Origin of the sequence: Nocardia sp. NPDC006982 (genome assembly GCF_042869435.1) — a bacterium.
Lineage (GTDB): Bacteria > Actinomycetota > Actinomycetes > Mycobacteriales > Mycobacteriaceae > Nocardia.
In genome coordinates this window covers 185,586-198,711 of record NZ_JBIAFV010000008.1, presented here as the reverse complement: position 1 = coordinate 198,711, position 13,126 = coordinate 185,586, and the positions used below count along the sequence as shown (strand labels likewise).

General features: G+C 66.3%; 12 protein-coding genes. 9 read left to right on the top strand and 3 right to left on the bottom strand.

What is annotated here, in order from left to right:
* Positions 1-39: 39 nt before the first annotated feature.
* The gene (locus ACFYOW_RS30195; RefSeq protein ID WP_387293465.1) at positions 40-465 is read left to right on the top strand and encodes a hypothetical protein; all 426 of its coding nucleotides are present in this window, start codon (positions 40-42) and stop codon (positions 463-465) included.
* 35 nt (positions 466-500) lie between these two features.
* Here the strand turns inward: ACFYOW_RS30195 and ACFYOW_RS30190 are convergent, their stop codons facing one another.
* On the bottom strand, positions 501-2,123 hold the full coding sequence (locus tag ACFYOW_RS30190) for a peptidoglycan DD-metalloendopeptidase family protein (RefSeq protein ID WP_387293464.1): 1,623 nt from the start codon (positions 2,121-2,123) through the stop codon (positions 501-503).
* A gap of 329 nt (positions 2,124-2,452) precedes the next feature.
* Entirely contained in the window at positions 2,453-3,535 is a 1,083-nt protein-coding gene (locus ACFYOW_RS30185; RefSeq protein WP_387293463.1) for a peptidoglycan DD-metalloendopeptidase family protein, read from the bottom strand.
* A 702-nt stretch (positions 3,536-4,237) separates the two neighbouring features.
* Here ACFYOW_RS30185 and sucC point away from each other — a divergent pair.
* A complete protein-coding gene (gene sucC, locus ACFYOW_RS30180) occupies positions 4,238-5,404 on the top strand; it encodes an ADP-forming succinate--CoA ligase subunit beta (protein ID WP_387293462.1) in 1,167 nt (388 codons plus the stop codon).
* Between the two features lie 11 nt (positions 5,405-5,415).
* Positions 5,416-6,330: a succinate--CoA ligase subunit alpha gene (sucD, locus tag ACFYOW_RS30175; protein WP_387293461.1), complete on the top strand. Its 915-nt coding sequence runs from the start codon at positions 5,416-5,418 to the stop codon at positions 6,328-6,330.
* A gap of 57 nt (positions 6,331-6,387) precedes the next feature.
* Here the strand turns inward: sucD and ACFYOW_RS30170 are convergent, their stop codons facing one another.
* A complete protein-coding gene (locus tag ACFYOW_RS30170) occupies positions 6,388-7,329 on the bottom strand; it encodes an undecaprenyl-diphosphate phosphatase (RefSeq protein ID WP_387293534.1) in 942 nt (313 codons plus the stop codon).
* Between the two features lie 168 nt (positions 7,330-7,497).
* On the opposite strand from ACFYOW_RS30170, the gene ACFYOW_RS30165 reads away from it, so the two are divergent.
* The 6 genes from ACFYOW_RS30165 to ACFYOW_RS30140 all read left to right on the top strand — a co-directional run bounded on the left by ACFYOW_RS30165 (position 7,498) and on the right by ACFYOW_RS30140 (position 13,113).
* A complete protein-coding gene (locus ACFYOW_RS30165) occupies positions 7,498-8,067 on the top strand; it encodes a BTAD domain-containing putative transcriptional regulator (protein ID WP_387293460.1) in 570 nt (189 codons plus the stop codon).
* Positions 8,068-8,472: 405 nt separating this feature from the next.
* Positions 8,473-8,637 (top strand): hypothetical protein, encoded by a 165-nt coding sequence (locus ACFYOW_RS30160; RefSeq protein ID WP_387293459.1) that lies wholly within the window; start codon positions 8,473-8,475, stop codon positions 8,635-8,637.
* Positions 8,638-8,648: 11 nt separating this feature from the next.
* On the top strand, positions 8,649-9,869 hold the full coding sequence (locus ACFYOW_RS30155) for a tetratricopeptide repeat protein (RefSeq protein ID WP_387293458.1): 1,221 nt from the start codon (positions 8,649-8,651) through the stop codon (positions 9,867-9,869).
* An 82-nt stretch (positions 9,870-9,951) separates the two neighbouring features.
* A complete protein-coding gene (locus ACFYOW_RS30150) occupies positions 9,952-10,209 on the top strand; it encodes a hypothetical protein (RefSeq protein ID WP_387293457.1) in 258 nt (85 codons plus the stop codon).
* Between the two features lie 214 nt (positions 10,210-10,423).
* Complete coding sequence (locus ACFYOW_RS30145) at positions 10,424-11,476, top strand: DUF5336 domain-containing protein (protein WP_387293456.1); 1,053 nt, start codon at positions 10,424-10,426, stop codon at positions 11,474-11,476.
* A gap of 83 nt (positions 11,477-11,559) precedes the next feature.
* Complete coding sequence (locus ACFYOW_RS30140; protein ID WP_387293455.1) at positions 11,560-13,113, top strand: DUF6350 family protein; 1,554 nt, start codon at positions 11,560-11,562, stop codon at positions 13,111-13,113.
* Positions 13,114-13,126 lie beyond the last annotated feature (13 nt).

Genomic DNA, 13,126 nt, shown 5'->3' with positions numbered 1-13,126 from the left:
CCCTGATCCATCGACGATGCTGTCGGTAGCGTGCGCGACATGGAAACCGTCGCGCAATACCTGCTGTGGTTGCTTCCGATGCTGTGGCTCGGCATGGTGCTGGCCATCTCGTTCCTGGAAGCGCCGCTGAAGTTCCGGGCGCCGGGCATCACCGTGCCACTCGGCCTCGGCATCGGACGGCTGGTATTCCGGGCGCTGAATATCGTGGAGACCGTCCTCGCCGCCCTGTTGATCGTGGCGACCCTGGTCGTCGCACCCAGCGGTGCCGTTCGGATCTGGCTCGGCATCGCCGCCGCGATCTTCGCAATCCAACTTCTCGCGGTCCGGCCACTGCTGACCCGCCGCTCGGACCGCGTGCTCGCGGGCGCGGAGGTGCCACGCTCGCACGCTCACTATTGGTATATCGGGTTGGAGGTAGTCAAGGTCGTGGGTTTGATCGGACTGGCAATCGCTGCCGCGCCGTAGACCCCGGCTGAGGGCTCGGGGCCGTTAGTGAGGGGTCAGTCGCGTTCCTGGCCGAGGCTGATGCCCCGGGTGGCGAGCCAGGGGAGCGGGTCGATGCGGTCGGTGCCGTTGAGCCAGACCTCGAAGTGGCAGTGCGGGCCGGTGGATTCGCCGCGGTTGCCGACGGTGGCGATCTCGTCGCCCGCGAGGACGTGCTGGCCTACCGAGACCAGCGCGGTGTTGATGTGGCCGTACACCGTGACGGTGCCGTCGTCGCCGCGCATCCGTACCCACATGCCGAAACCCGCTGCCGGACCGGCGTCGATGACAGTGCCGTCCTCGACCGCGTAGATCGGTGTGCCGATGGGGGCGGCGACGTCGACACCGGGATGCAGCACGCCCCAGCGCTCGCCGTATCCGGAGGTGAAGGAGCCCGAGGCGAATTTCATGAACAGTGGCCGCAGCGTCGCCTCCACCTGCGCCTCCAAGTCCTGCGCGAACATATCGCCGTTCTCCAGCACATCGGAGAACTGTCCGAGGCTCGTCGGTGTGGCCGTGTCGAGCAACTCCGGTGTCGTCGGCAGCTCACCGCTCACGGGCTCCAGCGCCTGCTGCTGCCCGACAGCCTGCAATTCGGCTGTCTGCGGCGACTTCTCACTACCCGCAGCCAAATTCTGCCCCGCAGCAACAATCGCCCCCGCCGCTACCGCAATAACCGCAGCCCGCCCCTTCAACGCCCGCGGCGGCGCAGGCACCCTATGCGCACCACCCCGCCGCTTCCGCTGCCCGGCCGAATCGGCAGGGGCACTCGTCCCCGCCCGCCCCTCGACATCTCGAGCGCCGCCCCCGAAATCGCTACCACCCCGAACCCCACCGCGATTCCGCAAAGCGTCGTCGCGCCGAGCGACATCGCGATCCCGAAGCGCGATCCCATCCCAGTCCACGCCCTCATCGAGGCCGCCATCGAACCCGCGCCAGTCGGCATTGCCCGCACTGTAAAGCAGACTGTCGCCGCCCAGGCTCGTGCTGTGGCCGAGGCTTGCGCCGTGATCCTGGCGTGCGCTGTGGTGTTGGCTTGTGCCGTCGCTCTGGCTTGCGCCGTGATCCTGGCGCGAGCGGTCGCTCTGGATTTTGCCGGGGTCCTCGGTCGCGCGGCCGTACCAGTCCAGACCTTGATCGCGGCCGTCGCCGAACCCGTGCCAGCTGCCATCGCTCGTGCTGTAGAGCGGGATGTCGCCGTAATCGTGGTTTGCGTTGTAGTTCTGGCCTGCGTCGTCGCTCGGCCTTGTGCCGTCGCTCTGGCTTGCGCCGTGATCCTGGAGGGCGCCGCCATTCCAGTCCAGGCTTTCATCGCGGCCAGCGGGGAACCCGTGCCAGCTTCCGTTGCCCGCGCTGTAAAGCGGGATGTCGCCGTAATCGTGGTTTGCGTCGTTGATCTGGCCAGCGCCCTGATTCTGGCCTGTGCTGTAGCCCTGCCCGCCGTGATACTGGCCGCCCCCGTAGCTCTGCCACGCGTGGTCTTGCCACGCGGCGTAATTACGTCCTTCGCTGGAGCTCTGAATACCACTGCTGAACGGTGAATCCGCTTGCGACCATTGATCATTCAGCTGCCAGGAATCGACGCCGTTCGACCGCCCCGAAGATTGCCGAGAATTAGCTATGCAATGCTGAACCGGCACCCCTCGCTCATCGGAGCCCGATAGCCACTCTCGCGTCATCGCGGTAACCGCATCACACCACTGGCGCGCCCGAATTGTCCTGAATACGAGGAAGGTTCGAAAGTTCCTGGTCTTCGAGTGTCGTGGACGGCGCTCGAGGTGTTCGCAACGCGCATGGAGATATCTATCCTCCGGTCACAACTACGGAAGGGGAACGGGTCCATCGACGGTAACGAATCGATAGCGGTACCGCAACCAGTCGTTCGATGAATCCTATTGCTGCGCTTTGAATTCGGGTCCAAGCGCGCGGAGATACACCGACTCCGAAGGGTCCCTTGCCCGGAAATCAATCAGTCGCGCTGCGGGCCCAAGCTGATACCGCGCGTCGCCAACCACGGCAGCGGATCGACCTTGTCGACACCGTTCAACCAGACCTCGAAATGGCAGTGCGGGCCGGTGGAGAAACCACGGTTGCCGATGGTGGCGATCTGATCACCGGCCAGCACGCGCTGACCCTGCGACACCGTCGCGGTGTCGATGTGACCGTAGATGGTGACGGTGCCGTCATCGTGCAGCAGTCGCACCCACATACCGAATCCGGATGCCGGACCTGCTTCGATCACGGTGGCGTCGGCGACGGCGTAGATCGGCGTGCCGATCGGGCCCGCGATATCGACGCCGAGATGCTGTACGCCCCAGCGGGCGCCGAATCCGGAGGTGAAATTGCCTGCCGCGAATTTGGTGAACAGCGGGCGGAGTTTCGAGGCCTCCTGCGCCGCCAGATCGTCGGCGAACTTCTGCCCCTTTTGCAGCATGTCGCCGAACTGACCGAGATTGGTCGGCGCCGAAACATTGAGCACCTGAGGCGAATCCGGCGAAGTATTCGGATCGGCCACGCTGACCGACTGCGCCGCGATTTCGTGAATCTGTCCGGCGGCCTCGTAATCGACGGCCTGCGAAGGCTGTTCGGGCGAGGCGAAGGCGGCCTGTCCGGCGGCGACCACCGCGCCCGCGGCGACGGCGACGACCGCGGCGCGGCCCTTGAGCGAGGCCGGGGGCGCGGGCATCCGATGCGCGCCACCATTACCGCGGTTCGCCCGGCGGCCCGGGATCACAGTGGGCCGGGCCGGCCCTTCCGGATCCTCGGACTCCCAGGAAGAGTCGCTGCCATCCCACGATTCGCCATCCCAGGACTCGTCGGCGTCCCAGGACCCGTCCGCCTCCGGCGTCCATGACGCCTCGGAGTCGGCGTGCCAGGTCTCGTTGCCCTCGGGAGTCCAGGAATCTTCGGACGCCCACGCACCGCCATCGGCCCAGGAATCGCCCTGCGTCCAAGCCTGCGACTGTTCCCACGAATCAACTTGTGGCGACGAGTCGGCCTGCGACTGTCCCCAAGCGGAATCGGATTGTGCCCAAGAATCGTTCGCACTCAACGAGCTGTCCTCGTGTCCGCCGGTCGCATATCGATGCCCACCGGCACGCCGCGACGAAGTCCCGAAGGGATCTATCGCAGCACTGGAATGTCCACCGAATCCCTCGTCATCGGACCGGTAACGATGTCCGGAGCGAGCGCGATTTTCGGTTGCGAAGGTCGAGCGATGGTTCATCGGTGGTGCCACATCGTATAGCGAGAGATCACGGTGTCGAACTGCCTGGTCAGAGGCATTAAGGAACGGCTCTCCGTCTGCGGAGTGCTGTGCTGCGTCAAGCTTGCCGTCCTCCTAGTCGTGACCGTGTTGTGACATCGACCGCAATGACGGTAACGAAACGATTGCGAGGTCCGCAAGCGCTACGTGCGATCAATCCAAACATGTGAGATTGATCACGGTAACGCACCGGAATATCTCACTGCGATCGGGGCACGCGGGTGAGGCAGAGCGACGACGGACCGTAGTAGAAGGCCGTCGGTCAACCAGTTCGGCGGCTCTACCTGCCGCGCCGTCAGCAACCTACTGGCGAGTAGCCTTGGCCAGGCGTTTTCCCGCCCTGGGCAGCACCCCGTGACCTGCGCCACTTAGGATGAACGTGGCCGTTTGGCCCTCCATGTGACTGGTTAAAGTCCGACCCGACCCGCTTCCGACGTCGGGCCGCCAACAAAGACGTTGTCATCACAACGCAGACGAGACGGTGAGTACATGGATCTCTTCGAATATCAGGCGAAGGAGCTCTTCGTTAAGCACGGAGTGCCTTCGTCCGAGGGCCGCGTCACGGACACGGCCGAGGACGCCCGCGCCATCGCGGCGGAAATCGGCAAGCCGGTGATGATCAAGGCCCAGGTGAAGGCCGGTGGCCGCGGCAAGGCGGGTGGCGTCAAGTTCGCCGCCACTCCGGACGACGCGCTCACGCACGCGCAGAACATCATCGGCCTGGATATCAAGGGCCACATCACCAAGAAGATCCTTGTCGCCGAAGCCAAGGACATCGCGGAGGAGTACTACATCTCCTTCCTCCTGGACCGCTCCAACCGCACCTACCTGGCCATGTGCTCGGTCGAAGGCGGTATGGAGATCGAAGAGGTCGCCGCGACCAAGCCCGAGCGCCTCGCCAAGGTGCCCGTCGACGCCGTCAAGGGTGTCGACCTCGCGTTCGCCCGCTCGATCGCCGAGCAGGGCCACCTGCCCGCCGACGTGCTCGACGCCGCGGCCGTGACCATCCAGAAGCTCTGGGAGGTGTTCATCGGCGAGGACGCCACCCTGGTGGAGGTCAACCCGCTGGTGCGTACCCCCGACAACGAGATCCTCGCGCTCGACGGCAAGGTCACCCTGGACGAGAACGCCGAATTCCGCCACGCGGACCATGAGGCCTTCGCGGACAAGGATGCGACCGATCCGCTGGAGCTCAAGGCCAAGGAGAACGACCTCAACTACGTCAAGCTCGACGGTGAGGTCGGCATCATCGGCAACGGTGCGGGTCTGGTCATGTCCACCCTCGACGTGGTCGCCTACGCGGGCGAGAACCACGGCGGCGTCAAGCCCGCCAACTTCCTCGACATCGGTGGTGGCGCCTCGGCCGAGGTCATGGCCGCCGGCCTCGATGTCATCCTGGGTGATGCCCAGGTCAAGAGCGTGTTCGTCAATGTTTTCGGTGGCATCACCGCCTGTGACGCGGTCGCGAACGGCATCGTGAAGGCGCTGGAAATCCTCGGTGCCGAGGCGAATAAGCCGCTGGTCGTCCGTCTCGACGGCAACAAGGTGGACGAGGGTCGCAAGATTCTCGTCGACGCCGCGCATCCGCTGATCACACTTGCGCAGACAATGGACGAAGGCGCCGACAAGGCCGCCGAACTGGCAGCGGCCAAGTAAGGAAACCGGAAATGTCTATCTTCCTCAACAAGGATTCCAAGGTCATCGTCCAGGGCATCACCGGCGGTGAGGGCACCAAGCACACCGCGCTGATGCTCAAGGCCGGCACCCGGGTCGTGGGCGGCGTCAACGCGCGCAAGGCGGGCACCACCGTCGCGCACACCGACAAGGACGGCAACGCGGTCGAGCTGCCGGTGTTCGGCAGCGTCGCCGAGGCGATCAAGGAGACCGGCGCCGACGTCTCCATCGCCTTCGTGCCGCCGAAGTTCGCCAAGGACGCCATCATTGAGGCCATCGACGCGGAGATCCCGCTGCTCGTGGTCATCACCGAGGGCATTCCGGTGCAGGACACCGCGTACGCGTGGGCCTACAACGTGGAGAAGGGCAACAAGACCCGGATCATCGGCCCGAACTGCCCCGGCATCATCACCCCCGGCGAGTCGCTGGTCGGCATCACCCCGGCCAACATCACCGGCAAGGGCCCGGTCGGTCTGGTGTCGAAGTCCGGCACCCTGACCTACCAGATGATGTACGAGCTGCGTGACTTCGGCTTCTCCACCGCCATCGGCATCGGCGGCGACCCGGTCATCGGCACCACCCACATCGACGCCATCGAGGCGTTCGAGAAGGATCCCGAGACCAAGCTGATCGTGATGATCGGTGAGATCGGCGGCGACGCCGAGGAGCGGGCCGCGGCCTACATCAAGGCCAATGTCACCAAGCCGGTCGTCGGCTACGTCGCGGGCTTCACCGCTCCCGAGGGCAAGACCATGGGCCACGCGGGCGCCATCGTGTCCGGTTCGGCCGGTACCGCCCAGGCGAAGAAGGACGCGCTCGAGGCCGCCGGTGTGAAGGTCGGCAAGACGCCGTCCGAGACCGCCGCGCTGGCGCGGGAGATCCTGGAGAAGGCAAGCGTCACCGCCTGATTCGCTGATCGAACGAAGGCCGCCACCCCGATTGGGGTGGCGGCCTTCGGCGTTGTATCAGAAGAAATGGACTACCGAAGCGATTCCGAAGACGAGGCTGTACACCGCGAACGGCAGCAGCGAATTCGATTTGAAGTAGCGCTCCAGGAAGCGGACCGCCAGATACGCCGCGGCGCCCGCGACGATCGATCCGACCAGTACCTGGCCGAGGATTCCGTCGCCCTGCGGACCGGCCAGCGTCGGCAGCTTCAGCACGCCCGCCGCCAGAATGACCGGAGTGGCAAGCAGGAAGGCGAATTTCGCTGCGTCCTCGTGGTCCAAACCGCGCAGCAGGCCGCCGACCATTGTCATGCCGGAGCGGCTGATGCCCGCGAACAGTGCGCCTGCCTGCGAGACACCGATGATCAACGCGTCCTTGGCCGACAGATCGCCGAGGCCGGTCGGCTCCTCCGCCGTAGCGACGAAATATCCCTCTTCGATGGCCTTGGCCCGTGCCTCGGACTCGGCGAAGCGGCGGCCGTAGTCGGACAGCGTCGGCTGGCTGCGGCGACGCATCACCTCACCGGTGACCAGCACGACTCCGTTCAACGTCAGAAACAGGCCCGCCGCAAGGGGTTTCGCGAACAACGTGCGCAACGGATGTTCCAGCAGCAACCCGAGAACGCCGACCGGCACGGTCGCCAGGACCACCAGCCACGCCAGGCGCTGTGTCGAGGTTTCGATCCGGCGGGTGCGCAGTGTGGTCAGGAAGCCGGCCACGATCTCGACCCAGTCGCGCCAATAGAACACCAGCAGCGCGATCGCAGTCGCCACATGCAGTCCGACCACGAAGGCGAGATACGGTGTGCCGGAATCAGAATCGCCCTGGGTGACCAGATCGCTCCAGGACCCACCCAGCCACGCGGGCACCAAAACGGAATGACCCAGGCTGGAAATCGGGAACAGTTCGGTTATGCCTTGCAGTGCGCCGATCACAACGGCTTGGGTGTAGGTGAGCATCGCCTGACAGCTTGGCACGCCCGACCCACCACGACACCGCCCTGAAACAGACCTGTGTCCGTTTTGGAATGCTTATCGCCGTTGGGATCTCAGGGCCTATACAGCAATCGAGCAGTGCTCGGGCGACCGGGTGTGCGCGGACAAAGCGGCGCTGCCATGCTGTGAGGCGTGGACGTGCTGGTGCTGGGCCCAGTGCAGTTGTGGGCGGGCGAGGAGAGTGTCGGCATCGATCGGCCGTTGGAGCGGGCCGTGCTGGCGCGGTTGGCGTTGGCGAACGGCGTGCCGGTTCCGGATGGGCGGCTGGCCGAGGATTTGTGGGGGGCCGACGTCGAACGGCCGGTGCAGCGGTTGCGGGTGGTGGTTTCGCGGCCGCGGGCGGCGCTCGGGGCGCATGCGGAGGTCATAGGACGGACGCCTGCCGGATATCACGCGAGCTCGAGGGCATCGGATCTGGTGACCGCGGAGGCGGCGGCGCAGCGGCTATATGCCGCGCGTCGGGCTGGTGACCATGCCGTTGTCGCGGCGGCCGCGCGAGAGGCGCTGGGGTTGTGGCGTGGCGCCGCGCTGGCCGATCTGCGCAGTGTTCCGTATGCGGCGGCCGAGGGGGACCGGCTCGACGATTGGCGACTGTCGCGGCCCGCGCCGAGACGGTGCGCTGGATTCGTCGCATGCGCGCGGCGACTCGAGTGCGCAGTGCGCGCTCGCGGCATCGGCGAATTCGGCCCGCACCCGCGATAACGCACAGCAAGTCTTGTTGATCCTCGACAATGCCGAGCATCTGATCGAGTCGGTAGCTGAATTAGCCACTACCGCAGCCGGTTCCGGCATCTTGATCACTTCGCAGCGAGCGCTGGGAGTGGCAGGCGAGTCGGTCTATCCGCTTGGCCCGCTGGAACGTGGCGATGGCGTCGCACTGTTCACCGAACGTGCCGGATTACACGGTTTGGTCACCGTCGATGAACGTGCGGAACTCGTCAGGATCTGTGCGGCGGTGGATTGGCTGCCACTGGGAATCGAGTTGGCCGCAGGCCTCACTCGGACGCTCACGATTTCGCAACTCGCGCAGCGCATCGATGATCGGGTGCGGCTGTTGGTCGGCGGGGCGCGCGCGATGCCGGGGCAGGGCGGCATACGAGTCTGCGGGTGGCCCTGGACTGGAGTTATGAACTGCTGGCCGAGCGGGAGCGGGCGGTCCTGCGCAGGCTCGGGGTATTCGCGGGCGGGTGCACGCTGGAAGCGGCCGAAGCTGTCACGCCCGCAGCGGATCTTGAAGGCGGCGATATCGCGCCGCGCTCGCGGACCTGGTGAACCGAAGCTTGGTGACGGTCCAGAACTACGGTGCGACAAGACGATTCGTGCTCTTGGAGACGGTCCGCGACTACGTATTCGCACAACTGGCGCAAACCAACGAGACCGATCCGCTGAGTACCCGGCACGTAGACTGGTGTCTCGATCTGGTGCGCGACATCGGCGAGCCCGACGATTTCGCAACGGCAGAATCCGTGGCCGCGGTCTTCGCCGAATGGCCGAATATTCTCGCCGCACTCGAAAACGCACCCGGAACACCGAGAGCCGCCGCGGGTTTACGACTCGCCATCGCAATGCACGTCCCCTGGCTGGCCAGGGCCTGGTTCCGCGAGGCGCGACGCCACTACGGCGCACTGATCGAGTCACCGCCCGCCGGCACTTCGCAGGCCGAATTGGCGCAGGCGCTGAGCCATTACGGCTTCCACACCCTGATGACCGGCGACTTCGATTCCGCCACAGCACAATTGGCCAGAGCAAGCGAACTCGCCGCGCCGCTGGACGACATCGAACTCGCCCAGACCGTGCGCTACTACCAGGGCATCGTCGATATCGAACGCGCCAGACTCCCGGAGGCGGTGCAGCGCCTGTGCGAGGGGGAGCGGCTGGCGGTGCGCGTCACGCAGTCCTCATCCTTCGCCGACGCACTCGGCACCGCGCTGTTGTATTCGGGTGACGCGGCAGGCGCTCTCGCCGCCTACCAGCGCTCCACCGAGGTCGACCGCGCCAATGACGATGAGCACAGCCTGTCTCGCGGCCTGAGCAATCAGGCCAAGGCACTGCTCGATCTGGGCCGCACCGAGGACGCATTGGCGATGGTCGAAGAATCCGACCGCTACGCCCGCCGGCTCGACGATCGACAGATCCTGCCGCTCAACGACCTCACCCGTGCCGCGGTCGCGTTGGCCGCCGGACAACTCGACGCGGCCGAATCCTATTGCCGCTCTGCCCTGGCCCACGAAGAGGAGGCCGGTCTGGCCCGGCTCGAACTCGCCGACGTTCTCATCGCCAAGGGCCAATTCGAGGAGGCCGCAGGACTGCTCGCGGAGCACGACGCGGCGGCTCCCAGCGGTGTCCCGGCACTCGCGGCCCGCGCGATCGAAGTCGCGCTGCGGCGCGGCCGAGGCGACCCGGACGGCGAGTTGGCCGAGCGCACCCGGTCCGCCTACCTGGCCAGTGGCTTCGGGTGGCAGCGCTACCTCAAAAGACTCGAAAAATTGGGCACTACCTCGTGAAATGCGGATGAAATCGCGCTGAGACGGCCGCGCTGGACTCTGGTCATCGCCAAAGGAACCGACCAGAGACAAGGCGCAGACAATGACCATCAATCGCATCCGCCCCGCCCGCATCGCGTCCATCGCCGCCCGCACCGTCGCCGGCTTCATCGGCGGCATCGCCCCCGCCGTCGCGGGCCCGTTCGGCACCGGATCGGGCCAGGCCCAGCCGGGCAACCTCGGCCCTTTCGAATACGAACACCAGTGCCTCGCTCGCGGCAACGAGGGCATCCGGACCGGCGAATGGCAGGACTTCGACTGCGTCGGCAGCTACGGCGCCTGGTATGTCGTGCCCCGCTAGTCACTTGGGGCGCACTGGAGAAGTGCGTTCCCATCGGAGGTGGTAGCGCAGAATTGTTATCGGTCGGCGCAGATCCACAAAGGACCAGCGTATACGCTGTTTTTCGGTCGCCCGGCCAGTTGGTTAAGGGTGACCCGGGCAAGCGAGTGCAGTAGCGTCAGGTAGAGATCCAGCCGTTCAGACGACGTACGACTCGACCTAGGAGACGACCACCATGTCATACCCGACCGGGGGCTCCGGGTACAACGCACCCGCGACGCCACCCGCACCTTCCAGCTCCGGCCAATCGGCTGGTACCGGCACCGAGTCCACCGCGAAGGGCCTGCCGTACTTCTTGGTGGTCGGCGTCGCCGCGCTCGGTGTAATCAACTTCCTGCTCGGCTTCCTCCCGTTCTTCGGTCAGAAGCCGCGGGAAGTGCGAGGTGTCACGGTCGAGGATAATGACACGCTCAGCCTCTTCCAGTACTTCGGCGCGGCGGGACTACTGGCCATCCTGCTGCTCGGCGGCCTGCTCGCCGGACTTTCGTTGCTGCCCAAGCAGAATTGGATCGGCGCCGCGGCCGCGGCATCGGCCGCCGGTTTCCTCGGCACGCTGTTCCTGTCCTTCACCACGCCCGACAATCTGAACGTCGAGCTGAAGTGGGGCGCGTACGTGCTGCTATTCCTCGCGCTCGTGCAGACGGCCGTCGCCGTCGTGGCCGTGCTCTTCGAATCCGGCATCCTGACCGCACCCGCACCCAAGCCCGCCACCCCGCAGGCCCCGCCGAGCGGTTTCGGCTCCGGCGGTTACGGCCAACAGGGTGCGTTCGGACAGGGGCAGCCCTCGGCCTTCGGGCAGCCGAGCCAGTACGGTCAGGGGCAGCCGGGTCAGTTCGGCCAGAGCCAGCCGGGGCAGTACGGCCAAGGCGCGCCGCAGTACCAGTCGCAGCAGCCCTACGGTCAGAGTCAGCCGAGCCAGCCGACCTACGGTCAGGGCCAGCAGCCGTCCTACGGCCAGCAGCCGCCCGCCTATGGTCAGCAGCCCGGATACGGTGCGGCGCAGCAGGGTTCGCCCTACGGTTCGTCGCCCGCCGCGCAGCCGCGCCCGGATGAGAGTGCCACCCAGCACTTCGGGACCCCGCAGTCCGGACAGCAGTACGGCACACCGGGTTTCGGTCAGGGCCAGCAGGGACAGCAGGGGCAGCAGAACCAGCCGTTCGGCGGTGAATCCGGTTCGGACCCGTCCTCGGACGCCACCCACGCATTCCGTCCGGACGAGAACAAGTAGTTCGTCGGCTCTCCCGGCGCGCCACAGAACGGGTCGGCGCGCCTGACCCGCTCGCGCCGGGGGAGCTGCCACGCTGAATTTCCATGAGCTCCTCGAGATCCTCTCTTGTTCGCCGGACCGCCGAGTCCCGCGGCGCGCCGGAACGTTCGGCGCGGAGCGACCGATCGACGCCGCGCACATCCGCGGACGTTTTCGACGAGGCCGGATTTCTATCGCTGACCCCCGAGCGCGCCCGCGTGCTGCTCCTGGTCGCGGCCCGACCGACCACCTACGCACTCGTCGCCGTCGTCGTCCTCATGCTGGCCGCCCTACTGTCCTCGGGCAGTAACCTGGCCGGCACCTCGGGTGCGATCGCCGCGGGTTGGCTTGCGGCACATCAGGTTCCGCTGGTGATCGGCAAAACCTCACTCGAACTCCTACCGCTGCTGCCGACCGGTCTGCTGGTCTGGGCGACCGGTCGCGATTGCGCCCGCGCGGTCGAGCCGGACAGTTCGCGCGCGGATCTCGGCTGGATCGTCGGTGCGGCGCTGTCCGGACCGCTGCTGGTCACTGCCGTCTGTCTGGCGGTAGCCGAGGACGCCTCCGGTGTCGTGGCATTGCAGCCGCCGAATACGCTGGCCGCCTTCGGCTGGGTCGGCGCCGTGCATCTGATCGCCGCGGTCGGTGGCATCGCGAGCCGCAGTCGGCGTCGGCTGTTCACCCTGCTGCGGTTGCCGGACTGGGCGATCGCGGGCGCATTCGGCGCGGGGCGAACAGTCCTACGCCTGCTGACCTGCGCCACCGCGGTCGTCGTCGTGTCCTTCCTCGCGCACTGGTCGCGCATTGGTGACACCTTTCACACCGCGGGCAATGCGGCGGGTGTGCTCGGGCTGATCCTGCTCTCGCTGGCATATCTGCCGAATGTGGTGATCGCGACGGTCGGAGTCCTCGTCGGCTCCGGCGCGCAGTTCGGGGATGCCTCGATCGGTGTGTTTTCCGTTGTCGGCGGACCGATTCCGGCCGTTCCGCTCATGGCGGCGGTGCCGACCGGACCCGCCGAAGGCTGGTGGCCGGTGCTGCTGTTGCTTCCGGCCGCGGTGGGTGTGCTCGGCGGGCTCGATATCGGACGGACCTCCCACGACCGCGCGGCCGCGCCCTGGGCGACGCTGACCTCAGCAGGGGTGGCGACCGTGACATTGGTACTGCTCGGCGTGGTGGCGGGCGGCGACCTCGGAACGTTCGGACAGTTCGGGCTCGACCTGCCGATCTTCGCGGTGGTGGCCTTCGGCTGGTTGGCCGTAACCGGATATGTGGGTCTGGTGTTCGCGCGCTGGGTCGTCGTTCCCATCGGCGCGCCGGTGACCGGGTACGACGACGAGTACACGGATTACGACGACGACTACTACGAAGACGACTACTACGAAGACCGCGATCACTACGACGATCATTACGAGGACGAGCACTACGACGAATACGACGACGAATACGAGGACTACGCCGGTCCCGACTTCGACGTGGAACTCGACGGCGAACTGGTCGACGAGCAGCCCGCCATCGCCACCTCGGGCGCCGCGGGCAGCAATACCTTCCCCGACATCGTCGATGCCGAAGTGGTCGAGGCGGACCTGCCGGAAAGTGACCGGGTGGACGGTCGTTAGGCTCTACTTGGCG